We start from the raw sequence: 20,955 nt of genomic DNA, 5'->3' as shown, positions 1-20,955 counted from the left end.
AAGGCCGTGGAGCATCGCTATGGGTTTCGGGTTGGCAGATGAAGGAGGTTTAAGGCAGCTTTTCTTCGAAGGATGGGAGCCGGAGAAAATACGGCGTTTCAATCCGCGATTTAGCAGCAAGCTCTTGATCACGGTGAAACCGCCGGCAGCCCTGGCGGAACGAATTTTTGCCGATGCGTCGCGCCATGCCGCAGGGCGGACGAAGCGTGAGGCCTATCCGCCGGAGCTTCTGCATATAAGCCTGCTCTGTATCGGAGGTTTCGAGACCGTGCCTCAAGTGCTGGTAAAGAGGCTGAAGGCAGCACTGGGGGAGATCAAGGCGCGGCCCGTGCCGATCACATTCGATGGAACATCGCTTTTCGGCAATCGCAACAGTCTGGCGCTACGCAGCAGCCGCGAGATGCAGGAACTTAAAGCTTTGGCGAAAATGGTGCAGCGCGCCCTGCGGCGGGCAAACCTGCCCTATGTCGCCGCATCGTCGTTTACGCCACATCTCACCGTTATCTACGGCTGCGGGAAAATTGAACTGATGCCGGCTGATAAACCCTATAGCTGGCTGGCGGGGAGCTTCGAACTCGTTTTCAGCCACAATGGCGAAACACGGCATGAGTTGCTCGGGCGCTTCGCACTTTCGCCGAAAGCGGAGCGTTATGAACGGCCTGAAAGCCAGCTACATTTGCCGGAAAAAGTGATCGGACCTTCGAAACGGCCGACACAAAGGGCATCGGCGCGATAACATGCACCTGAAGCGGCATAGCGCTCTGATACCGACAATTTTTCCGCATTCTCCATTGAGAACTATGCGGAACCTTGTTGTGCGAATCCGACGCGTTTGCGCCAGCCGCACATCCGCCACGCCAGCCAAAAACCGATCCGGTTATCGATCCTGAGCGCAAGCGAGGCGATATCGCCTCGCAACGGATAATGACCAGCTTAGAGCTGTACCTTGTCGAAAGCCTTGCCGTCGATGCCGAGGGCTTCGAGATCGGCGCGGGCGGGCTTGCGATGTGCGCGAACAGCGGCCGAAACCGAAAGCGCTGCACCGAGAACGGCGAAAGTTTCACCGAAGAAGTTACGCGATGTCTTTGCAACCTGACGCATTTTTCTCTCCATCTTTGATGCCCAGATAATGGGCATTTCCGACCCGTTCTACAACTCATGATGTAGCAGGGAAGCCATGCAGCTTTGCTCGCGCTCGTTTGGATGTCAGCCATTGCGATTTTGCATGGCTTAAGCACCGGGACCGGGTATATGCGCGGGGCACTTCAGCAGGCGGGTTGAATAAGACGGATATTTTGTTATGCCGGAAGGGCTTTTAGAGACGAAGAGGCAGAGGCATGACGGTCACGATTTACGGCATCAAGAACTGCGACACGATGAAGAGGGCCAGAAGTTGGCTGGAAGCCAACGGCGTCGACTATTCTTTCCATGACTATAAGGCTGCCGGCATCGACCGTGCCCATCTGGAAACATGGTGCGATGCCGCGGGCTGGGAAACGGTTCTCAACCGGGCCGGCACCACCTTCAAAAAACTCGATGACGGCCAGAAGGCCGATCTCACCCGTGAGAAGGCCATCGAGCTGATGCTGGAACAGCCCTCCATGATCAAGCGTCCCGTGCTGGAAGCGAAGGACAGGATAACCGTCGGTTTCAAGCCTGAAACCTACCAGACCCTTTTTGCGTGAACGCAGCCCGCCATGTCCAAAACAACCCGCGCCACCCAGGTGCTGACCAAGGCCGGCGTTGCCTTCACCACCGTCACTTATGACTACGATCCGAATGCCGACCGCATCGGCCTGCAGGCGGCCGAGGCGATCGGTGAGCCACCGCATCTGGTGCTGAAAACGCTGATGGCGGAACTCGATGGCAAACCGGTCTGCGTCGTCGTCCCTTCGGATCGCGAGGTCAGCATGAAGAAGCTGGCCGCCGCCTTCGGAGGCAAATCCGCCAGCATGATGAAGCCTGCCGATGCGGAGCGGGCCACCGGTTACCATGTCGGCGGCATCAGCCCTTTCGGGCAGAAGAAACAGGTGCCGACGGCCATCGAGGCCGGGGCCATGGCGCATGATTATGTTTACATGAATGGCGGGCAGCGTGGTCTGCAGGTGAGGCTTTCGCCCCGCGATGCCCAAAGCACACTGAAGGCCATTGCCGCGCCGCTGGTCGCCGATTGAAGCGTAAGGACGCACCTGAAAGCATTTGGCTTTCGGAAGGAATGGGCTATGGTCGGGGCCTCCTATTGAAATAGACGAAGGCAGATCATGACCGTTTCCCCCATCGATCCCGTCAAACTCGAAAAACTGGCCGAAGTCGCCGTCAAGGTCGGCCTGCAATTGCAGAAGGATCAGGATCTGGTGATTACCGCACCGCTGGCGGCGCTGCCGCTGGTGCGATTTTTGACCAAACACGCCTATATGGCGGGGGGCGGACTGGTCACCACCTTCTATTCCGACGAAGAAACCACGCTTGCCCGCTATCGCCACGCCAGCGACGCCAATTTCGACCGGGCTTCCGGTTGGCTCTATGAAGGCATGGCGAAAGCCTATGCCAATGGCGCGGCACGGCTGGCGATTGCCGGCGACAACCCCATGCTGCTGGCCGAACAGGACCCCGCCAAGGTGGCCCGCGCCAACAAGGCAAACTCCACGGCCTACAAGCCGGCGCTGGAGAAGATTTCCAATTTCGACATCAACTGGAACATCATCTCCTATCCGAATCCCTCCTGGGCAAAGCAGGTCTTTCCGGATGTGACGGAAGACGAAGCGGTCCGCAAGCTCGCGGACGCCATTTTCGCCGCGTCGCGGGTGGATTTGGCCGATCCGGTCGCGGCCTGGGCGCAGCACAATGCCAATCTCGCCAAACGTTCGGCATGGCTGAACGGCGAGCGTTTCTCTGCGCTGCATTTCACCGGCCCCGGTACGGATGTGAAGATCGGCCTCGCCGACGGCCATGAATGGCATGGCGGCGCCTCCACCGCCAAGAATGGCGTGACCTGCAACCCGAATATCCCGACAGAAGAAGTCTTCACCACCCCGCATGCGCTGCGTGTCGACGGTTACGTCTCCAGCACCAAGCCGCTGTCACATCAGGGAACGCTGATCGACGACATACAGGTGAAATTCGAAGCCGGCCGTATCGTCGAAGCCAAGGCTTCGAAGGGCGAAGCGGTGCTGAACAAGGTGCTCGACACCGACGAGGGCGCGCGGCGTCTCGGCGAAGTCGCGCTGGTGCCGCATTCCTCGCCGATCTCGGCAAGCGGCATCCTGTTCTACAATACGCTTTTCGATGAAAACGCCTCCTGCCACATCGCGCTTGGCCAATGCTATTCGAAATGCTTCCTCGACGGCGCTTCGCTGTCGCAGGATGAGATCAAGGCGCAGGGCGGCAACTCAAGCCTGATCCATATCGACTGGATGATCGGCTCCGACAAGGTGGATATTGACGGTGTGAAGCCGGATGGCTCCACGGTTCCGGTGATGCGCAAGGGCGAATGGGCCTGACGACGCCTATCTCGGCAACTGGCTGCGCTGACTGAGCCAGATGCTGAAAAGCACCGCAACGAAACCGGCGATCTGCGCTGGCGTGAGGCTTTGGCCGAGCGCCAGCCACCCGAGCAGGGTTGCAACGACCGGGCTTAGAAAACCGAGCGATGCGGCGGCGGAAGGTTCGATGCGGGCAAGCCCGCGAAACCACAGAAAATAGGTCAGGGCGGCGCCGATAAGTCCCAGATAGGCCATGCCGAGAATATTGGCCGCTGTCGGCGTCGGCAGGGCCGGTTCCAGGAAATAGGCGACCGGCAGCAACAGAAGGCCGCCCGCCGTCAATTGCCAGGCGGTAAACGTGAGGTTCGACACTGGCGGCCGCCATTTACGGGTCAGCACCGTTCCAAAAGCCATGGAGACGGCACCGGCAAGACCTGCCGCCACACCGATACCATCCAGCGCAGCGCCCGGCGCCAGAACCAGAAGCGCGACGCCGACAATGCCGAGAAAACCGGCCGCGATGGCCAGCGGCCGGACGGGTGCCGCGAGAAACAGGCGGGAAAGGCCAATCACGATCAGGGGCTGGACTGCGCCCACCGTTGCCGCCACGCCGCCCGGCAGCCGATAGGCCGACACGAAAAGCATCGCCCAGAAGAACGAGAAATTCAGCGCCCCGAGAATGAAGCTGCGCGGCCACCAGATGCCGTGCGGCAGCTTTCTCACGAAAAGCAGCAAAAGCACGCCGGCGGGCAATGCGCGCAGCATCGCGACATGAAAGGGATAACCGTGCGGCAAAAATTCGGTCGTCACGAAATAGGTGGTTCCCCAGATGGCCGGGGCAAGGGCGGTCACCAGCACATCGGCGGCATAGGTCGTATTTTTCTTCATTTCAAGAATCTCTATATCAAGATAAATGCAATCTAGCCGATTTTATCTTGACGTCAAGACATCAATTGTTATGCCTTGGTGATGAGCAAAGAACCGCTGGACCACGTCGATCACATTCTGGCGCAATGGCGCAGGGAGCGACCCGATCTCGATGTCGGCCCCATGGGGCTGCTCGGGCGACTGAACCGTCTCGCTACCCATCTCGGCCGGGAGGTGGAGGCAGTGCTGCTGAAGCACGGGCTTTCCTCTTCCGCTTTCGATGTGCTGGCGACATTGCGGCGCTCCGGCTCACCATACCGGCTTTCCCCCGGCGATCTTTTAGCCATGACGATGGTGAGTTCCGGCACCATGACCAACCGGATCGACCAGCTCGAGAAAGCCGGGCTGGTGGAGCGCATCCATAACCCGAACGACCGGCGCAGCGTCCTGATATCGTTGACGGAACGGGGGTTTGCCATTGTCGAGGAAGCGGCAGGCGCTCACGTCGAAAACCAGCACCGCCTGCTCGCCGGCCTCAGCGAAGAAGAGCGTGCGACGCTGAACCGGCTGCTGAAACGGTTTTTGCGGGATTTTGAAGAATAGGCTTTTCGGCCCGCCAAACACGATGGTTCCATGATGACGCTTGTTTCGCCCAAAAAAATCCTGTAAGCAATTTTCCATAAACCTGTACTACAGGTTGGAGGAAAAATGTTAACTGCCATTTCGCATGAATCCGGTCTCGTCAGCAGCACGATTGGAGCGATCACCCGCCATATCAGGGAAAACGAACTTGCACCCGGGGCGAAACTCCCCAGCGAGCTCTCGCTCTCACAGCAGCTCGGTGTTTCGCGCACCGTCGTTCGTGAGGCCTTCCGGTCCCTCTCGGCCATGCGACTGATCGACGTGAGCGCCGGCAAGCGCGCGACGGTGGCGACGCTGGATCACGGTGCAATGTCCTTGATGTTCGAACATGGCATTCATACCGAACAGATCAACATCCAGCAGATTTACGACGTGCGCCGCACGATCGAAGTCAGAACCGTAACTCTGGCGGCGCTTAGGCGCACGGATGCGGAAGCGCTCACCATTCTCGACCATGCCAACAATATGGAGCGGGATTTCGGCGACAATGACAAGGTCATGGAACACGACCTTGCTTTTCACCTCGCCGTTGCCCGAGCCTCGAAGAACCCGGTTTTCGAACTCATTCTCGGCGCCTTTCAAAACGTGACGCGCCAGACATGGCCGATCGGATGGAAGAGCCGAACATCCGACGCGCAGCGCCATGCAGCCGGGGAACTTCATATCGCCATCGGGCAGGCCATTGCCGCCGGTGACCCGCAAACGGCCTCAACGCTGATGGCGCGTCATTTCGATGAAAGCGTGCATGCGCTTCTGGCCGCCGGCATAGCCTGATTTTTTCAACGAAATCCCAGACGAAAATCTCTGGAGGAGACACTTTCATGAAAATCACGAAACTCGAGACCGTCCGTGTGGCGGAACGGGCAAACTTGCTCTGGGTTCTGGTCCACACCGATGAGGGCATTACCGGGCTTGGCGAAACCTTTTATGGCGCCGAGACGGTGGAAACCTATGTGCACGAATATATCGCCCCCCGCGTGATCGGCCGCGACCCGCTGCAGATCGACCTTTTGGCGCAGGACCTCGTCGGTTATCTCGGCTTCCGTTCATCGGGCGCGGAAGTGCGCGGCAACTCCGCTTTCGATATCGCGCTGTGGGATATTTTCGGCAAGGCCACAAACCAGCCCATCGCCCAGCTTCTCGGCGGTTTCAGCCGCAAGGAAATCCGCACCTACAATACCTGCGCGGGCACCGAATATATCAAGAAGGCCACCGGGCAGCAGACGGCCAATTACGGCCTTTCCGGCGGCAAGGACTATGACGATCTGAACGGCTTCCTGCACCGGGCGGACGAGCTTGCCCATTCGCTGCTGGAAGACGGCATCACCGCCATGAAGATCTGGCCCTTCGACGCGGCGGCGGAAAAGACGCGCGGGCAATACATCTCGATGCCGGACCTGAAAAGCGCGCTCGAGCCCTTCCAAAAAATCCGCAAGGCGGTGGGTGACAAGATGGATATCATGGTGGAGTTTCACTCCATGTGGCAGCTTCTGCCGGCCATGCAGATCGCCAAGGCGCTCACCCCCTACCAGACCTTCTGGCATGAAGACCCGATCAAGATGGACAGTCTTTCCAGCCTGACGCGTTATGCCGCCGTGTCGCCCGCGCCGATTTCCGCCTCCGAAACGCTGGGTTCCCGCTGGGCTTTCCGCGACCTGCTGGAAACGGGTGCAGCTGGCGTGGTGATGCTCGATATCAGCTGGTGCGGCGGGCTTTCGGAGGCGCGCAAGATCGCTTCGATGGCGGAAGCCTGGCATCTGCCGGTCGCCCCGCATGATTGCACCGGGCCGGTGGTGCTCTGCGCTTCCACCCATCTGTCGCTCAACGCGCCGAACGCGCTGGTGCAGGAAAGCGTACGTGCCTTCTACAAGACCTGGTATCGCGATCTTGTCACCGCATTGCCTGAAGTGAAGAATGGCATGATCACCGTGCCGCCGGGCGCCGGCCTTGGCATGGAACTGCACCCCGACATCGAAAAGGCATTCACCGTCAGCCGCCGTTTTTCGGATGCGGCGTCGATCTGATCAAAACAGGCTGCCCTGATTGCCCGGATCGGAAGAAGCCGGTTTCGCCGGCTTCTTTTTTGGCACTACGGGGTTATCGGAGGATGGCGTCCCCTCCCCCGTCGTGATGGCCGAGACGCGGCCATCGGCAAATTCCATCGAGATTACAGCACCTGAAGCGACAGCGGCAGCGCGGGTCAGCGGCCGGTTCTCCTCATCGCGGATCACGGCATAACCGCGTTTCAGCACGTTTTTATAAGAGAGCGATTGCAGGATGCGGTCATGGGCGGCAAGGCCTGCACGGTTCTGCGCCATGCGGTGCAACACGGCGGTATCGGCCCGGCGCGCGCCGGTGACGACCCGCTCCTTCTGCCGCTCCAGCTGGCCGAGCAGGCGGGCGGGAAGCGAACGCAGCGCGGAATCGAAGGCATCGACACGGCCTTTTCCCTGCAGCAGACGGCGCTCCACCAGGGTCTCGGCCCGGTGCATGCGCTCGGTAATTCGTTGCCTGTGCTGTTTGAGACCGTTCAGCAGAGTTTCCGGCCTGAGACCGGAGGCGGACCGCTCAAAAGCACGGCGCTTGTTGAGCGTTGTCATTTCCAATCCTCGACCGAGACCGCTCGCCGCCTCATCAAACCGGCGGCGCGGCAGGGCCAGAAGCTGATCGAGCGACGGCAGCGCGCGCACCAGCGCCCGCAAGCCCTGACGGCGATTGTCCATCTGCCGCGATACCGAGCCTGAAAGTCGCGCGGCAAGGCCGGAGAGCTGCGCTTCCAGTTCCGCACGCACCGGCACGGCCATTTCGGCGGCCCCCGTTGGGGTCGGCGCACGAACATCGGCGGCGTAGTCGATCAAGGTCGTATCGGTTTCATGCCCGACGGCGGAAATCAGCGGGATTTCGCTTTCGGCGGCGGCGCGTACGACGATTTCGTCGTTGAAGCTCCAGAGGTCCTCCAGACTGCCGCCGCCGCGCGCGACAATCAGGACGTCGGGCCGCGCAATCTCACCACCGGGCTGAAGCGCGTTGAAACCGCGAATGGCGTTCGCCACTTCTTCGCCCGAACCTTCCCCCTGCACCTTGACCGGCCAGACGACCACATGGACGGGAAAGCGATCCGAAATGCGGTGAAGAATATCGCGAATAACCGCGCCCGTGGGCGAGGTGACGACGCCGATGACATGCGGCATGAAGGGCAGCCGGCGCTTACGGGTCGCATCGAACAGCCCTTCCGCCGCCAGACGCCGGCGGCGATCTTCGAGAAGCGCCATCAGCGCACCCGCACCGGCAGGCTCAAGGCTTTCTATGACGATCTGGTATTTCGACGAGCCGGGAAAGGTTGTGACCTTGCCGGTGGCGATGACTTCCATGCCCTCTTCCGGGCGGAACTTCAGCCGTGAAAAGGTGCCTTTCCAGATCACGGCATCGATACGGGCGCGGTCGTCCTTCAACGAGAAATAGGCGTGTCCTGACGAATGCGGCCCACGATAGCCGGAAATTTCACCGCGCACCCGCACCTGCTCGAAAGCCGTCTCCACCGTGCGCTTGATGGAACCCGACAGTTCGGAAACCGAGAACTCGGCAAGATTGCTCAATGCGGCGTGGGAGAAGATATCGCTCATGCCCGTTTGTAACCAAAACCCGTCGATTCGGAAATGCCGGCGCCGGCCAGCCTCATTTTAACGGCGATGAAACCATATCCTCAACTAACGAGTTAGGAAAATGGGGATTGGAGGAGGAAACAAGGGTTCGTTAGGGAAAACGGCGTTACGTCTTGCCCCAGGCCCGACAACCAAAGAGGAGGCGGCATCATGATTTTTCTTACCGCCACGGCGCTCGGCGTAACCGCAGTTGCGCTCCGTTCGGTTTTCAGCATCGTTTTCATCTGCATGATGATTATCGGTGCCTATGGCGTGGCGATTGCACTTTCTTCCACGGCCGTGCCCTTTATGTCGCTGCTTCTGGCACTCGCCGGTTATAATTTCGGTGTCGTGGGTGTCGTCCTCGGCCTTCTGGTGCTGCAGCGCCCGCGTTCCACCCAGCCAACCCTCTAAAAGCCCACGATCTTGAGGCTTCCGCACTTTGCGCTGACCGAGACATGCGGACTGGCCGCCGACCTTGCCGTTACCTGTCTGCTTATTTTCTATCTCGGCGTCGATCCGCTGGCCGCCCGTTTGCCGGGCGCAGCAACGGGGCTTGCAACAAGCTGGCGGCTGAACCGTGAAAATGGTGAGGCATCAGCCAGGCTGAACAGCTTTCTGATGAATGCCGTCACGCTCACCTCACGTATCGTCAGCGTCGGCCTGTTTACCCTGCTGCAATGGCGCAACCCGCTGGTACAGCCGCTCGTCCCGCTTGCCTTTTCAGCGTTGGCGGCACTGGTGCTGGCGCTTTACGGCTACTGGCGGCTTCAAAAGCAACGGCAAGATCAGGACTAAACCGTCTCCCAGCCATCCTTTTCCCCCGCCCGGTAGATGGCGTCGATGAAAAGCTGGTTCTTTCTCGAGCTTTCCAGCGTCACGACGTCGCCCTTGCCCTTCGCCGCACGGGCAAAGGCCTCCACCTCCAGCTTATATTGGCGGCTATCCTGAAACCGGAAGATTTGCGACTGGTTATGGGCCTGATTGGTCAGTTCGATCTCTTCCGCACCCCAGCGATTGGCGTTGAAGGGAGATTTGACCTCAATGTAGCCCTCAGTGCCATGGAAAACCATGAGCTGACGGGCGGCAAGCTGTGTGGCCAGATAAAAACTCAGTTCGAAATCGCCGAAATCGGCCCTGACACTGGAATAGATATCCGTGCCGAATTCCTTATCGCGCTCGACGGTGGCCTGTACGCGCCGGGGCTCCGCGCCCGTAGCGAAGCGGGTAACGATGGTTGGGTAAACACCGATATCCGGCAAGGCGCCGCCACCCAGTTCGGGAATATTGCGCATATTGCCGGGATCGCGGTTGAAATAGCTGAAAGCGCCCTGAACATGCTTCAGTGTGCCGATCGCGCCGGACGCCAGCAACTCCTTCACCTTCGCCCAGACGGGCGCATAGGTGACCATGAAAGCTTCCGAGATGACAACGCGGTTGCGGTCACGTGCGGCGATAAGGGTGTCGATCTCCTCTGCCTTCAATGCAATCGGCTTTTCGCACAGAACATGCTTGCCGGCATCGGCGGCCTTGATCGTCCATTCCACATGCTGCGAGGTCGGAAGCGGAATATAGACGGCGTCGATCACATCCGAGGCCAGCATCTCCTCATAGGAGCCAAAGGCGTGTGGCACGGAAAAACGATCCGCCACCGCGCGGGCCCTGGCATGGTCACGGCTGGCGATGGCGCCGACCACGCAGTTTTGCGCATCCTGTATCGCCGGAATGACGTGATCCTGAGCGATTTTCGCCGTTGAGATTATTCCGAAGCGCAGCATTCCATTCTCCCGCTCTGCCATCCGTCGAAAACTTACCATCGTCACACGGTCTGGCAAGCCGCAGATGCATGACAGAGCAAGGTATGGCTGAATTTGTCCTGACTTTGTCGGAATGCCTGCTTTTCTCCGAGCTTGCTTATAGGAATTATGCTATGCATGAACCCAATGGAGAAACATGAAATGTCCTCTTCCCACACAGCACTGCTTGTTATCGACGTTCAGGAATCCTTTCGGCACGCCCCTTACTTCGAAGAAAGCGAGCTTGCCGCCTATCTGGAAAAGCAGCAGGCGCTGATCGACGGTGCAAGGGCTGCGGGCATTCCCGTCGTGCAAATCTTCCATGTCGATGGCGACAGGGCCTTCTCAAAAGACAGCGGCTATATCCGGGCGCTGGAGGGTGTGCGGATTACCCCAGATGTCACCTTTCATAAGAACCGCCATTCGGCTTTTGCCGGCACCGGCCTCGAAATCTGGCTGACGCAGAAGGGCATCAACCGGCTGATCGTCTCCGGTATCCGCACCGAACAATGCTGTGAAACCACCACCCGGCATGCTTCCGATCTTGGCTATAGCGTCGATTACGTCACCGAAGCGACGCTGACTTTCCCGATGACACATGCTTCCGGCACCGTCTTCAGCCCGGACGATATCCGCAAGCGGACCGAACTGGTGCTGGCCGGCCGCTTCGCGCGCATCGTGACCGTCGATGACGCACTGGCCACCGTCAAAGAGGCCGCCTGATGGATAAAGGCGGCACACGCTTCATTCCCTTTTATACGCTTGTGCCGCCACATGCGCTGTTGCTCGATATTGCCGGTCCACTCGAAGTGATCCGTTATGCCAACGGGGAACAGCGGGGCATCCATTTCGACTGCCGCTACATTGCCGCGACTGACAAACAACAATCTTCCATCGGCCTTGCGCTTTCAGCGCTGGAGAGCTTGCCTGAGATCCTGCCGGAAAATGCTTTCCTGCTGATCTCGGGCAGCACATCGCGCTTCGACAACGATCCGGAGACACGGCGAGAGCGGCAGGCGCTGGCGGCATGGCTGCGGCGCGCGGTGCGCCCCGATACGACAGTCATTTCCATCTGCTCCGGCGCACTGCTGGCGGGCGAAGCCGGGCTTTTCGACGGGCGCAATTGCACGACCCATGCCGACTGCGTTGAGGGGCTGCGCCGCATCGCGCCGCTGTCCCAGGTGGCCGAAAACCGCCTTTTCGTCGAGGATGGCAACCGCTTCTCAAGCGCCGGTATTTCCACCGGCATCGACCTGATGCTGCATGTGGTTTCCCGGCTGACATCGCCTGCGGTCGCCGCGCGTATTGCCAAAACCATGGTGGTTTATCTCAGGCGCAGCGGCAGCGATCCGCAAATCTCTCCCTGGATGACCGGCCGCAACCACATCCACCCCGCCATTCACCGGGTTCAGGACCGTGTGATGGCCGAGCCGGCGCAAGACTGGTCGCTGGAGCGGCTGGCCGATATTGCCGCGCTCAGCGAAAGGCACCTTTCGCGTCTGTTTCGCGAGCATACCGGCATCAGCGTCATCGACTACGTCAACCTGATGCGGGTCAATCTCGCCCGCGACATTCTCGCCAACAGCCGCCTGGATATGGAAGCCATTGCCGAACGGGCGGGCTTTGCCTCCGCCCGGCACCTGCGGCGCGTGTGGCAGCAGCATAATCGTCACCCGCCCAGCCATTATCGCGGTTTTCAGGCCTGATAGTTCAGACCCTGCCGCTGCCTGATGAATGCCATCAAAGGAATTGAATGGTTATGCGGGTGAGCAGTTGCTAACCTTGCCGCCAAGACAGCAACAGGAGCATTCCCCGTGGAAAAACGAAGCCTCGGCCGCACCGGCCTCTCCATCGCCCCAATCGTCTTCGGCGGCAACGTGTTCGGCTGGACAGCGGATGAGAAAACTTCCTTTGCCCTGCTCGACGCCTTTTTCGACGCCGGGTTCAACGCCATCGACACGGCGGATGTCTATTCCGCATGGGTGGACGGGCATGTGGGTGGCGAGTCCGAGACGATCATCGGCAAATGGCTGAAGCAGTCGAGCGTGAAGCGTGAAGATGCGGTAATCGTCACCAAGGTCGGTTTTGACAATCGCGGCCAGAAGACAGGCCTCAGCGCCAAATGGATCGCGGAAGCTGTCGACGCCTCGCTGAAGCGGCTGCAAACCGACTACATCGACCTTTACCTCGCCCATAAGCCAGACGCGGATGTGCCGCTGGAGGAAACGCTCGCCGCTTTCGGCAAACTGAAGGAGCAGGGAAAAATCCGCGCCATCGGTTGCTCCAATTATTCCGCCAGCCAGCTTCAGGACGCGCTGGACACGGCTGAGAAAAACAATCTTCCCCGTTATGACGTGCTGCAGCCGGAGTACAATCTCTATAACCGCGCGGATTTCGAAGGTCCGCTTGCCGAGCTTTGCCAGAAGGAAGAGATCGGCGTCATCAATTATTACAGCCTCGCCGCCGGTTTCCTGACCGGGAAATATCGCGCCAAGGCCGATACGGAAGGCGTCGCCCGCAGCTATCGCGTGGGTGAATATGTCAATACGCGCGGTCTTGCCATTCTGGGCGCCATGGATGCGGTGGCAGTGGAAACCGGGGCCAAGCTCGCCGATATTGCCCTGGCCTGGCTGTTACGAAAGAAGGCGATAACCGCGCCAATCGCCAGCGCCACCAGCCTGTCCCAGCTCGAAAGTTTCAAACGCGCCGTCGAATTAAAGCTGACGGATGAGATGATGACACTTCTCGACAAAGCGGGTGCGTAACATGGAGCTTAGAATTCGCGACGCGCAGCCCGCTGACCGGGCGGAATGGCAGCGCCTGTGGAACGACTACCTCGCCTTTTATGATGTTAATCTTGCCGATGAGGTAACCGAGCATACCTGGGCACGCATTCTCGACCCCGCATCCCGCGTCTCCATGCGCGTGGCCATGCTCGGCAACCGCATGGCCGGTTTCGCCATTCACCACTTCCATGATTCCACCTGGGTGAAGACGCCAGACTGCTATCTGGAAGACCTGTTCGTCGATGGCGAAATCCGTGGCAAGGGGACAGGTCGGGCGCTGATGGACGATCTTATCGCCATCTGCAAGGAAAAGGGCTGGTCACGGCTTTACTGGAACACCAGCGAGGATAACCACCGCGCCCAGAAGCTCTACGACAGCTACGTGAAAAGCGACGGCCATATCCGCTATCGCATAACCCTCTGATCATCCCCGGAAACGGAAGAAATCCACAAAGGCTCTCAGCGCCGGCCGCATCTGCCGGCGCGAGGGATAATAAATGTAAAAACCGTCAAAGGGCGCGCACCAGTCCTCCAGCACCCGGATCAGCCTTCCCTCCCTGATATCGTCCTCGACACGCTGCTCGAACACGAAGGCAAGCCCTGCGCCGTCAATCGCTGCCCTTCGAATGAGGCTCTGGTCCGACAGAATCAGCGGCCCCTGCACGTCGACCACCAATGGCTTGCCATTCTTCTCCAGTTCCCAGCGGTAGATAAGGCCGCTGGCGAAACGCCGGCGAATGCAGCGATGCCGGATGAGATCCCTTGGATCCTGCGGTGGTGGATTTTCTAAGAAATAAGGGGGCGCGCCAACAATCGCGCCGCGCCATGCGCCGCTGGCTTTCACCGCAATCATATCCGCATCGAGGTGCTCGCCAAGCCGCAAACCCGCATCGAAACCTTTCGCGACAATATCCTCGAAGCGGTCGTCGGTTGAGATTTCGAGTGAAATATCGGGATAGAGCCGCAGGAATTCACCGAGCCGGGGCACGATGAGGTCCTCAGCGGCAAGTCGCGGCAGGGTGATGCGCAGGGGGCCGGCCGGTCTTCCGCCCTGCTCGGCAAGCGTCTCGATGACCGCATCTATATCGGCAAGTGCAGGACCAAGCGTCTCGAGAAGCCGCTTGCCCTCCTCTGTCGGAGAAACGCTGCGGGTGGTACGATGAAGCAGGCGCAGCCCAAGGCTCGCCTCCAGCGATGACACCGCATGGCTGACGGCGGAAGGGGCAATGGCAAGTTCGGCGGCGGCCTTGCGAAAGCTGCGGCCTTCGGCAACGGCGGCGAGAACAGCCAGCTGGGAGAGTTGCACACGGTTCATTGTTCTAAATGATAGAACAACCCAAGCGGATTTGCAGCGATTATTTTTACCGCCGTGAGACGCTATTTTCTCATCACGCCCTTAGCGATGGGCGATTCCTTATGGAAGGACGAACAGATGAAACAAAGAACCCTTGGAAAAAACCTTTCCGTTTCGGCGCTTGGCCTCGGCTGCATGGGAATGACCCATGCCTATAGCCCGACCGGCGATGAGAGCAGCGCAATTGCAACGCTGCACCGCGCCGTCGAACTCGGCGTCACCTTTTTCGATACGGCGGAGGTTTACGGGCCTTACAATAACGAGATTCTTGTCGGCAAGGGTTTGAAGCCTTATCGCGACAAGGTGGTCATCGCCACCAAATTCGGCTTCAAAATCGACACCAGCAAACCCGCTGGCCAGATGATGGTGGGCACCGACAGCCGCCCGGAAAATGTGCGCGCCGTCGCCGAAGCCTCTCTCAAACGCCTTGGCGTCGATGAGATCGACCTGTTCTACCAGCATCGCGTCGATCCGAATGTTCCGATCGAGGACACGGTGGGCGCCATGGCCGAGCTGGTAAAACAGGGCAAGGTGAAGCATCTCGGCCTGTCGGAAGCAAGCGCCGAAACACTTCGCAAGGCGCACGCCGTTCATCCGATTGCGGCAATTCAGAGCGAATATTCGCTGTGGACCCGTGATGTGGAGGAGAACGGCGTGCTGGAAACCTGCCGTGAACTGGGCATCGGTTTCGTCCCCTTCAGCCCACTTGGACGCGGCGCTCTGACGGGTGCACTGAAGTCACTCGACGGCCTTGCATCCGACGACTTCCGCCGCGGCCTGCCACGGTTCCAGAGCGAAAACTTCGACGCCAATCTGGCGCTCATCAAGCTTCTGGAGGACATGGCGACTGAGAAGGGCGTAACCGCCGGGCAACTGGCGCTGGCCTGGGTTCTGGCACAGGCCGACTTCATCGTTCCGATTCCCGGCACGACAAAAATCGCCAATCTGGAGAAGAACGTTGCCGCAGCGGAGGTGTCGCTGACAGCGGAAGAAGCCGCCAGCCTCGGCGCGCTGCTTTCGCCCGCAAAAGTCGCCGGCGCGCGCTATCCGGAACAGATGTCACGAATGGCCAATCGCTAAAAACAAAAAGCCGCGGCGGTTGCCGCGGCTTTTTTCATTCCGACAAATGCCTTCAGGCTCAGGCGCGCAGGACGCCGCCCGTCGTTTTCTCGACATTACCGACGATCTTGGCCGTCAGGGCCTCGAAATCCTCATCGGTCAGCGTCTTGTCGACCGGCTGGATCTGTACTTCGATGGCGACTGACTTGCGGTTTTCACCGAGCGACGCGCCTTCGAAAATATCGAAGACATTGACGCCGGTGATCAGCTTCCGGTCGGCGCTCGTTGCAGCCTTGATGATGGCCCCCGCCTCGACCGACTTGTCGACCACGAAGGCGAAGTCGCGCTTCACCGCCTGGAAGGGCGAAAGCTCGAGCGCAGGCTTGGTGCGGGTCGCCTTCTTCTTCGGCTCCTGCATGGCGTCGAGATAAATCTCAAAACCGCAATAGGCGCCGGAGACATCCAGTTCGGACAGCGTCTTTGGATGGAACTCGCCGAAATAGCCGAGCACGACCTTGGGCCCCATCTTGATGGTGCCGGAGCGGCCGGGGTGATACCAGCCGGGGCCGCCGGCTTCGATCTGCACATTGGCCATGGGCAGGCCGCAGGCTTCCAGCACCGCCAGCGCATCGGCCTTGGCGTCATAGACATCCACGGGCTTGCCGCCACCCTTCAAAGCATTGGACCACATGCGGCCGCTGCCCGCGAGCGAGGCCGTGCCACGGCGAACACCGCCGGCAACGCGGCGCTGCTTCTCAGGCGTATCACCCTCATAGGTGCCGGAGACCTCGAAGATCGCGACATCGCCATAGCCCTTGTCAGCATTGCGCTGTGCGGCGGTCAGGAGACCGGGCAGCAGCGAAGGCCGCATGTCCGACATATCCGCTGCGATGGGGTTGGCGAGTTTCAGCGCGGGTGAACCGCCGCCGAAAAGCTTTGCCTGCGCTGCCGGGATGAAAGACCAGGTGACGGCCTCGAGCATGCCGCGGCTTGCCAGCGCGCGGCGCGCGGTGCGGGTACGGATCTGCAGCGTGGTCAGGATACGGCCGTTGACGGCCCCAAAACTTTCCAGCGGCTCTGGCTTGATATTGTCGACGCCATGGATGCGCATGACCTCTTCCACCAGATCGGCCTTGCCATCGACATCCGGACGCCAGGACGGGACGGTGACGGAAACGCGCTCGCCCGTTCCCTCGACACCGAAACCAAGGCCTTTGAGAATGGCGAGGCTCTCTTCCGCCGAGACTTCCAGACCTGTCAGGCGCTTCACTTCCGCGAGCGGAAAATCCACGGCCTTTGGCTGATGGCCCTTATAGCCCACGACCCGGGCTTCGCCAGCGACGCCGCCGCAGAGTTCCAGAACCAGTTCGGTGGTGCGCTCCAGACCCGGAACCATATATTCCGGATCGACGCCGCGCTCGAAGCGATAACGCGCATCGGTGATGATACCGAGCGAACGGCCGGTCTTGGCGATGTTGATCGGATCCCAGAGAGCCGATTCGATCAGCACGTCGACGGTATTGTCATCGCAGCCGGAATGTTCGCCGCCCATCACGCCGCCGATGGACTCGAGGCCCTTTTCATCGGCAATGACGACATTGTTCGGGCCGAGTTTATATTCCCGCTGGTCGAGTGCGAGGATGGTCTCACCCTCTTTCGCACGACGAACCGTAAGATCGCCCTTGACCTTGGCGGCGTCGAAGACGTGCATCGGCCGGCCCTGATCGAAGGTCATGTAGTTGGTGATGTCGACAAGCGCGTTGATGGGGCGCAGGCCGATTGCCATCAGACGCTGCTGCATCCATTTCGGGCTCGGGCCGTTCTTCACGCCACGCACGATACGCAGCGAAAAGCCGGGGCAGAGCGCCGCATCGTCCAGTTCCAGCCTCACATCGACGGGCGTTGCGCCTTCCACCTTGAAGGACGGCGCAGGCCTCATCTTCAGCTTGCCGAGACCGGAAGCCGCAAGATCACGGGCAATGCCGTAGATCGACGTGCAATCCGGACGGTTCGGCGTCAGGTTTATTTCGATCATCGGATCGTCCAGGCCGGCATAGGTGGCGAAGGACGTGCCGACAGGGGCATCCTGCGGCAGATCGATGATGCCGTCATGATCGTCGGAAATGTTGAGCTCCTTTTCGGAGCACATCATGCCGTGGCTTTCGACGCCGCGAATTTTGCCGACAGCAAGGGTGACATCGATACCCGGGACATACACGCCCGGACGCGCCAGCGCACCGACAAGGCCGGCGCGTGCATTGGGCGCACCGCAAACGATCTGCACCGGCTTGCCATCACCGGCATCGACCATCAGCACCTTGAGGCGGTCGGCCTCAGGATGTTTTTCAGCGGAAACCACCTTGGCAATGACGAAAGGCTTGTAGGCCGCCTTGTCGTCAACGTCCTCGACTTCGAGGCCAATCGCCGTCAGCCGCTCGCAAATCTCGTCCAGCGTCGCATCGGTATCCAGATGCTCTTTCAGCCAGGAAAGAGTGAATTTCATGTCTTTGCTCCTTGGCTAACCGGATTAAACGCTCAAACCGCCGAACAGCGTCGGCATGTCGAGCGGGCGGAAGCCGTAATGGTTCATCCAGCGAACATCGGCGTTGAAGAAATCGCGCAGGTCCGGCATGCCGTATTTCAGCATGGCGATGCGGTCGAGGCCCATGCCCCAGGCAAAGCCCTGATATTCGTCCGGGTCCAGCCCACCAGCACGCAGCACGTTCGGGTGCACCATGCCGCAGCCGAGGATCTCCATCCAGTCCTTGCCTTCACCGAACTTGACGATGGGGCCGGAACGGTCGCACTGGATATCCACTTCGAAGCTCGGCTCCGTGAAGGGGAAGAAGGACGGGCGGAAGCGCATGACGACGCTGTCGACCTCGAAGAAGGTCTTGCAGAATTCTTCCAGAATCCAGCGCAGATTGCCGACATGCGCCTTCTTGTCGATGACAAGGCCTTCGACCTGATGGAACATCGGCGAATGGGTGGCGTCGGAATCCTGGCGATAGGTCTTGCCGGGAATGACGATGCGGATCGGCGGCTTCTGGCTTTCCATGGTGCGGATCTGCACCGGCGAGGTGTGAGTGCGCAGCACCTTGCGCTCACCGTTTTCATCCGGCTGGAAGAAGAAGGTGTCGTGCATTTCGCGGGCCGGATGGCCTTCGGGGAAATTCAGCGCCGTGAAGTTGTAGTAGTCGGTTTCGATATCCGGACCTTCGGCGATCGAGAAACCCATATCCGCGAAGATGGCGGTGATTTCATCGACGATCTGGCTGATCGGATGAATGCGGCCGCGCTCGGCCGGAGACTGGCGGACCGGCAGGCTGACATCCACCGTTTCCGCTTTCAGCCGGGCAGTAATGGCGGCGTCCTTCAGCGCGTTCTTGCGCTCACCGATGAGGTCGGTGATTTCGGTCTTGAGCTGGTTGATGGCGGCGCCGCGGGTCTGGCGCTCTTCCGGCGTCATGCTGCCAAGCGTCTTCAGAAGCTCCGAAACCGAGCCCTTCTTGCCCAGCGCGGAAACGCGCACGGCTTCGATGGCCGGCTCATCGGCAGCCGTGGCGATCTCCGACATCAATTGCGATTTCAAGGTATCAAGTTCAGTCATCTTTTCCTGCCTTGCCGGTCTTTTTAACAGCGGCTTCGGGGTTCACAGCATTCATCAGATAGTCGGTCGCCATGATAAAGCGTCGCAGATCACTACCCATCCGCACGCGCCCGATCAACCGGGCAACCGGTAAAAAACGCCCCAGAATGCCGGTCAGACGGCACAATTCTTCCAGCGCCCGGGGCGGGGCGTTTTCGCGCCAGCGGGCGAAGGCGGCATCGCAGGTTTTCCGCGCATCGCAGGCGCGTGTCGCGACCTGCAGAAACAGCAGCCAGATATCGCGGGCCTGCGCCGTCTCGAGCGGCATGACTTCCTGCGGGCGCTCCTCGAAATCCATGAAACCGACGCGGCCATGTTCGAGAAAAAAGTCGCGCACATGCGGTCGCCCATGGCAAAGGCCTGCCGCATGCAATTCGCCGAGTGCCTCGGCAGATTTTACCAGCAGGGCATCATGTTCCGCCGGCCTCGCGGTTTTAATCGCATCCATATGCTCCATGATGGTGGGGCCGACATCCCCCAGGACAACGGCCGTCAACGAAGAATAGATGATGGGCGGAACGGGAAAACCGCGAGCCTTGAAGACCTGCAATGTTTCGAGTTCACGGCGCATCAGGCCTGCGCCATCGAGCGGCGGCGATGGGCGCATAAAAGTGTAGGGAAGCAGCTTTGCGAGAAAGGTCTGCAGCTTTATCCACCAGGATGGCGTTTCCGTGCCCTGGCGCTTGATCCAGACGGTTGTCGTGGAAAGCTCGAGTTTCTGCACGCGGCGCTCGCTCTTAAGCAAAGCCCGCATCAAGGCTGCGATATCGCCATCTTCGAGATGGACGTGGAAACCCTTCGCCTTTTCCGCCTCGCTTGCGGCAACCAGCATTTTCCGCCCCCAATGGAACCTGCCGACCGAGAGCCGGATGCCCCACCCTTTTGGCAACCTCGGCGCAAAAGCGTTCCACGCCTTTGCCGAAACTGCCGTGAATTCCAAAAAGCGAAAACCCGCGCCGGAGAACCGGCGCGGGTTTCAAATGAACAACAGATTGTCCGCGCCGTAATTACTTTACAGCGGTTTCAAACTCGTTGGCCGTACCAGCATCCTTGAGGTACTCAAGAGCCTTCTTCGCTGCTTCGACGAGCGCGCCGAATGCTGCCGGCTCATGGATAGCCATGTCGGACAGAACCTTGCGGTCGACTTCGATGCCAGCCTTGTTCAGGCCGTCGATGAAGCGGCCGTAGGTCAGGCCGAATTCGCGAACAGCAGCGTTGATACGCTGGATCCACAGAGCGCGGAAATTGCGCTTGTTGACCTTGCGGTCGCGGTAAGCGTACTGCTTGGAACGATCCACGGCAGCCTTTGCTGCGCGGATGGTGTTCTTGCGGCGGCCGTAGAAGCCCTTGGCTGCCTTGAGTGTCTTGGTGTGCTTGGCGCGGGAAGTTACGCCACGTTTTACGCGTGCCATGTCATGATCTCCTTAAAGTGTCCAAAAGTGCGGAAAAGTCTCAGAGACCGTTCGGCAGGTAGTTCTTGACGACCTTCTTGCCGTCAGCTTCGGCGAGAACCATGGTTCCACGCGCGTCGCGAATGAACTTGTTGGTACGCTTGATCATGCCGTGGCGCTTGCCGGCGGCGGCTGCAACAACCTTGCCGGTTGCGGTGATCTTGAACCGCTTCTTTGCAGCGGACTTCGTCTTCATCTTGGGCATTTTGCTACTCCGTTTTTGTATCG

The 20,955-nt window shown here is 59.8% G+C and carries 24 protein-coding genes; 14 read left to right on the top strand and 10 right to left on the bottom strand.

The genetic code is table 11. From position 1 onward, the window contains the following. Positions 1-19: 19 nt before the first annotated feature. A complete protein-coding gene (locus EM858_RS11190) occupies positions 20-736 on the top strand; it encodes a 2'-5' RNA ligase family protein (protein WP_127756823.1) in 717 nt (238 codons plus the stop codon). 197 nt (positions 737-933) lie between these two features. On the opposite strand, the gene EM858_RS27100 is transcribed toward EM858_RS11190, so the two are convergent. Next, positions 934-1,101, bottom strand: a complete 168-nt coding sequence (locus EM858_RS27100) for a hypothetical protein (RefSeq protein ID WP_003503889.1) — start codon at positions 1,099-1,101, stop codon at positions 934-936. Positions 1,102-1,337: 236 nt separating this feature from the next. Here EM858_RS27100 and EM858_RS11180 point away from each other — a divergent pair, with 236 nt between their 5' ends. The 3 genes from EM858_RS11180 (at position 1,338) to EM858_RS11170 (ending at position 3,500) form a co-directional block, all read left to right on the top strand. Next, positions 1,338-1,685: an ArsC family reductase gene (locus tag EM858_RS11180; RefSeq protein WP_127756737.1), complete on the top strand. Its 348-nt coding sequence runs from the start codon at positions 1,338-1,340 to the stop codon at positions 1,683-1,685. Positions 1,686-1,697: 12 nt separating this feature from the next. Further along, positions 1,698-2,174, top strand: a complete 477-nt coding sequence (gene ybaK / locus EM858_RS11175) for a Cys-tRNA(Pro) deacylase (protein ID WP_127756736.1) — start codon at positions 1,698-1,700, stop codon at positions 2,172-2,174. A gap of 87 nt (positions 2,175-2,261) precedes the next feature. Further along, positions 2,262-3,500, top strand: a complete 1,239-nt coding sequence (locus tag EM858_RS11170) for an aminopeptidase (RefSeq protein ID WP_127756735.1) — start codon at positions 2,262-2,264, stop codon at positions 3,498-3,500. 6 nt (positions 3,501-3,506) lie between these two features. Here EM858_RS11170 and EM858_RS11165 read toward each other — a convergent pair whose 3' ends face one another. Beyond that, entirely contained in the window at positions 3,507-4,370 is an 864-nt protein-coding gene (locus EM858_RS11165) for an EamA family transporter (protein ID WP_127756734.1), read from the bottom strand. Between the two features lie 81 nt (positions 4,371-4,451). On the opposite strand from EM858_RS11165, the gene EM858_RS11160 reads away from it, so the two are divergent. The 3 genes from EM858_RS11160 to EM858_RS11150 all read left to right on the top strand — a co-directional run bounded on the left by EM858_RS11160 (position 4,452) and on the right by EM858_RS11150 (position 7,015). Next, positions 4,452-4,952, top strand: a complete 501-nt coding sequence (locus EM858_RS11160; RefSeq protein WP_164865407.1) for a MarR family transcriptional regulator — start codon at positions 4,452-4,454, stop codon at positions 4,950-4,952. Between the two features lie 105 nt (positions 4,953-5,057). After that, positions 5,058-5,765, top strand: a complete 708-nt coding sequence (locus tag EM858_RS11155) for a FadR/GntR family transcriptional regulator (protein ID WP_078051376.1) — start codon at positions 5,058-5,060, stop codon at positions 5,763-5,765. Between the two features lie 47 nt (positions 5,766-5,812). Continuing rightward, a complete protein-coding gene (locus tag EM858_RS11150; RefSeq protein ID WP_127756733.1) occupies positions 5,813-7,015 on the top strand; it encodes a mandelate racemase/muconate lactonizing enzyme family protein in 1,203 nt (400 codons plus the stop codon). On the opposite strand, the gene xseA is transcribed toward EM858_RS11150, so the two are convergent. Continuing rightward, a complete protein-coding gene (gene xseA / locus EM858_RS11145) occupies positions 7,016-8,614 on the bottom strand; it encodes an exodeoxyribonuclease VII large subunit (RefSeq protein WP_127756732.1) in 1,599 nt (532 codons plus the stop codon). 189 nt (positions 8,615-8,803) lie between these two features. Here xseA and EM858_RS11140 point away from each other — a divergent pair, with 189 nt between their 5' ends. Both EM858_RS11140 and EM858_RS11135 read left to right on the top strand, forming a co-directional pair. Continuing rightward, positions 8,804-9,046, top strand: a complete 243-nt coding sequence (locus EM858_RS11140; protein WP_127756731.1) for a hypothetical protein — start codon at positions 8,804-8,806, stop codon at positions 9,044-9,046. Between the two features lie 12 nt (positions 9,047-9,058). Then, the gene (locus EM858_RS11135; protein ID WP_127756730.1) at positions 9,059-9,430 is read left to right on the top strand and encodes a hypothetical protein; all 372 of its coding nucleotides are present in this window, start codon (positions 9,059-9,061) and stop codon (positions 9,428-9,430) included. Here the strand turns inward: EM858_RS11135 and EM858_RS11130 are convergent. Further along, a complete protein-coding gene (locus EM858_RS11130) occupies positions 9,427-10,410 on the bottom strand; it encodes a Gfo/Idh/MocA family oxidoreductase (protein WP_127756729.1) in 984 nt (327 codons plus the stop codon). The genes EM858_RS11135 and EM858_RS11130 overlap by 4 nt on opposite strands. Before the next feature lie 180 nt (positions 10,411-10,590). Here EM858_RS11130 and EM858_RS11125 point away from each other — a divergent pair, with 180 nt between their 5' ends. The 4 genes from EM858_RS11125 (at position 10,591) to EM858_RS11110 (ending at position 13,638) form a co-directional block, all read left to right on the top strand. Then, positions 10,591-11,151 (top strand): isochorismatase family protein, encoded by a 561-nt coding sequence (locus tag EM858_RS11125; RefSeq protein ID WP_035240404.1) that lies wholly within the window; start codon positions 10,591-10,593, stop codon positions 11,149-11,151. Then, on the top strand, positions 11,151-12,134 hold the full coding sequence (locus EM858_RS11120; protein WP_127756728.1) for a GlxA family transcriptional regulator: 984 nt from the start codon (positions 11,151-11,153) through the stop codon (positions 12,132-12,134). The genes EM858_RS11125 and EM858_RS11120 overlap by 1 nt, the downstream gene beginning before the upstream one ends. Before the next feature lie 108 nt (positions 12,135-12,242). Continuing rightward, entirely contained in the window at positions 12,243-13,193 is a 951-nt protein-coding gene (locus tag EM858_RS11115; RefSeq protein WP_127756727.1) for an aldo/keto reductase, read from the top strand. 1 nt (position 13,194) lies between these two features. Next, on the top strand, positions 13,195-13,638 hold the full coding sequence (locus tag EM858_RS11110; protein WP_127756726.1) for a GNAT family N-acetyltransferase: 444 nt from the start codon (positions 13,195-13,197) through the stop codon (positions 13,636-13,638). Here EM858_RS11110 and EM858_RS11105 read toward each other — a convergent pair whose 3' ends face one another. Then, positions 13,639-14,529: a LysR family transcriptional regulator gene (locus EM858_RS11105; RefSeq protein WP_127756725.1), complete on the bottom strand. Its 891-nt coding sequence runs from the start codon at positions 14,527-14,529 to the stop codon at positions 13,639-13,641. 117 nt (positions 14,530-14,646) lie between these two features. Between EM858_RS11105 and EM858_RS11100 the strand changes: the two genes are divergently transcribed. Further along, complete coding sequence (locus EM858_RS11100; RefSeq protein ID WP_127756724.1) at positions 14,647-15,648, top strand: aldo/keto reductase; 1,002 nt, start codon at positions 14,647-14,649, stop codon at positions 15,646-15,648. A gap of 58 nt (positions 15,649-15,706) precedes the next feature. Here EM858_RS11100 and pheT read toward each other — a convergent pair whose 3' ends face one another. The 5 genes from pheT to rpmI all read right to left on the bottom strand — a co-directional run bounded on the left by pheT (position 15,707) and on the right by rpmI (position 20,932). Next, complete coding sequence (gene pheT, locus EM858_RS11095) at positions 15,707-18,130, bottom strand: phenylalanine--tRNA ligase subunit beta (RefSeq protein WP_127756723.1); 2,424 nt, start codon at positions 18,128-18,130, stop codon at positions 15,707-15,709. A gap of 24 nt (positions 18,131-18,154) precedes the next feature. Then, on the bottom strand, positions 18,155-19,237 hold the full coding sequence (pheS, locus tag EM858_RS11090) for a phenylalanine--tRNA ligase subunit alpha (RefSeq protein WP_003507467.1): 1,083 nt from the start codon (positions 19,235-19,237) through the stop codon (positions 18,155-18,157). Next, positions 19,230-20,108, bottom strand: coding sequence for a phosphotransferase (locus tag EM858_RS11085; RefSeq protein ID WP_127756722.1), 879 nt, complete (start codon positions 20,106-20,108; stop codon positions 19,230-19,232). Before EM858_RS11085 ends, pheS begins: the two co-directional genes overlap by 8 nt. A gap of 175 nt (positions 20,109-20,283) precedes the next feature. Next, positions 20,284-20,688: a 50S ribosomal protein L20 gene (rplT, locus tag EM858_RS11080; RefSeq protein WP_003493358.1), complete on the bottom strand. Its 405-nt coding sequence runs from the start codon at positions 20,686-20,688 to the stop codon at positions 20,284-20,286. 40 nt (positions 20,689-20,728) lie between these two features. Further along, the gene (gene rpmI, locus EM858_RS11075; protein WP_003493355.1) at positions 20,729-20,932 is read right to left on the bottom strand and encodes a 50S ribosomal protein L35; all 204 of its coding nucleotides are present in this window, start codon (positions 20,930-20,932) and stop codon (positions 20,729-20,731) included. Positions 20,933-20,955: the final 23 nt, after the last annotated feature.

The sequence above is a fragment of the Agrobacterium sp. CNPSo 2736 genome (genome assembly GCF_004005385.1).
Classification (GTDB): Bacteria; Pseudomonadota; Alphaproteobacteria; order Rhizobiales; family Rhizobiaceae; genus Agrobacterium; species Agrobacterium leguminum.
The sequence above is the reverse complement of the archived record's forward strand: the minus strand, read 5'-3'. Positions and strand labels throughout refer to the sequence as shown.

What these genes read in the sequence shown, in the direction of transcription:
- EM858_RS11190 (WP_127756823.1), top strand. Translation starts at nt 20, where the DNA reads ATGGGTTTCGGGTTGGCAGATGAAGGAGGTTTAAGGCAGCTTTTCTTC.
- EM858_RS27100 (WP_003503889.1), bottom strand. Translation starts at nt 1,101, where the DNA reads ATGCGTCAGGTTGCAAAGACATCGCGTAACTTCTTCGGTGAAACTTTC.
- EM858_RS11180 (WP_127756737.1), top strand. Translation starts at nt 1,338, where the DNA reads ATGACGGTCACGATTTACGGCATCAAGAACTGCGACACGATGAAGAGG.
- ybaK (WP_127756736.1), top strand. Translation starts at nt 1,698, where the DNA reads ATGTCCAAAACAACCCGCGCCACCCAGGTGCTGACCAAGGCCGGCGTT.
- EM858_RS11170 (WP_127756735.1), top strand. Translation starts at nt 2,262, where the DNA reads ATGACCGTTTCCCCCATCGATCCCGTCAAACTCGAAAAACTGGCCGAA.
- EM858_RS11165 (WP_127756734.1), bottom strand. Translation starts at nt 4,370, where the DNA reads ATGAAGAAAAATACGACCTATGCCGCCGATGTGCTGGTGACCGCCCTT.
- EM858_RS11160 (WP_164865407.1), top strand. Translation starts at nt 4,452, where the DNA reads ATGAGCAAAGAACCGCTGGACCACGTCGATCACATTCTGGCGCAATGG.
- EM858_RS11155 (WP_078051376.1), top strand. Translation starts at nt 5,058, where the DNA reads ATGTTAACTGCCATTTCGCATGAATCCGGTCTCGTCAGCAGCACGATT.
- EM858_RS11150 (WP_127756733.1), top strand. Translation starts at nt 5,813, where the DNA reads ATGAAAATCACGAAACTCGAGACCGTCCGTGTGGCGGAACGGGCAAAC.
- xseA (WP_127756732.1), bottom strand. Translation starts at nt 8,614, where the DNA reads ATGAGCGATATCTTCTCCCACGCCGCATTGAGCAATCTTGCCGAGTTC.
- EM858_RS11140 (WP_127756731.1), top strand. Translation starts at nt 8,804, where the DNA reads ATGATTTTTCTTACCGCCACGGCGCTCGGCGTAACCGCAGTTGCGCTC.
- EM858_RS11130 (WP_127756729.1), bottom strand. Translation starts at nt 10,410, where the DNA reads ATGCTGCGCTTCGGAATAATCTCAACGGCGAAAATCGCTCAGGATCAC.
- EM858_RS11125 (WP_035240404.1), top strand. Translation starts at nt 10,591, where the DNA reads ATGTCCTCTTCCCACACAGCACTGCTTGTTATCGACGTTCAGGAATCC.
- EM858_RS11120 (WP_127756728.1), top strand. Translation starts at nt 11,151, where the DNA reads ATGGATAAAGGCGGCACACGCTTCATTCCCTTTTATACGCTTGTGCCG.
- EM858_RS11110 (WP_127756726.1), top strand. Translation starts at nt 13,195, where the DNA reads ATGGAGCTTAGAATTCGCGACGCGCAGCCCGCTGACCGGGCGGAATGG.
- EM858_RS11105 (WP_127756725.1), bottom strand. Translation starts at nt 14,529, where the DNA reads ATGAACCGTGTGCAACTCTCCCAGCTGGCTGTTCTCGCCGCCGTTGCC.
- EM858_RS11100 (WP_127756724.1), top strand. Translation starts at nt 14,647, where the DNA reads ATGAAACAAAGAACCCTTGGAAAAAACCTTTCCGTTTCGGCGCTTGGC.
- pheT (WP_127756723.1), bottom strand. Translation starts at nt 18,130, where the DNA reads ATGAAATTCACTCTTTCCTGGCTGAAAGAGCATCTGGATACCGATGCG.
- pheS (WP_003507467.1), bottom strand. Translation starts at nt 19,237, where the DNA reads ATGACTGAACTTGATACCTTGAAATCGCAATTGATGTCGGAGATCGCC.
- EM858_RS11085 (WP_127756722.1), bottom strand. Translation starts at nt 20,108, where the DNA reads ATGCTGGTTGCCGCAAGCGAGGCGGAAAAGGCGAAGGGTTTCCACGTC.
- rplT (WP_003493358.1), bottom strand. Translation starts at nt 20,688, where the DNA reads ATGGCACGCGTAAAACGTGGCGTAACTTCCCGCGCCAAGCACACCAAG.
- rpmI (WP_003493355.1), bottom strand. Translation starts at nt 20,932, where the DNA reads ATGCCCAAGATGAAGACGAAGTCCGCTGCAAAGAAGCGGTTCAAGATC.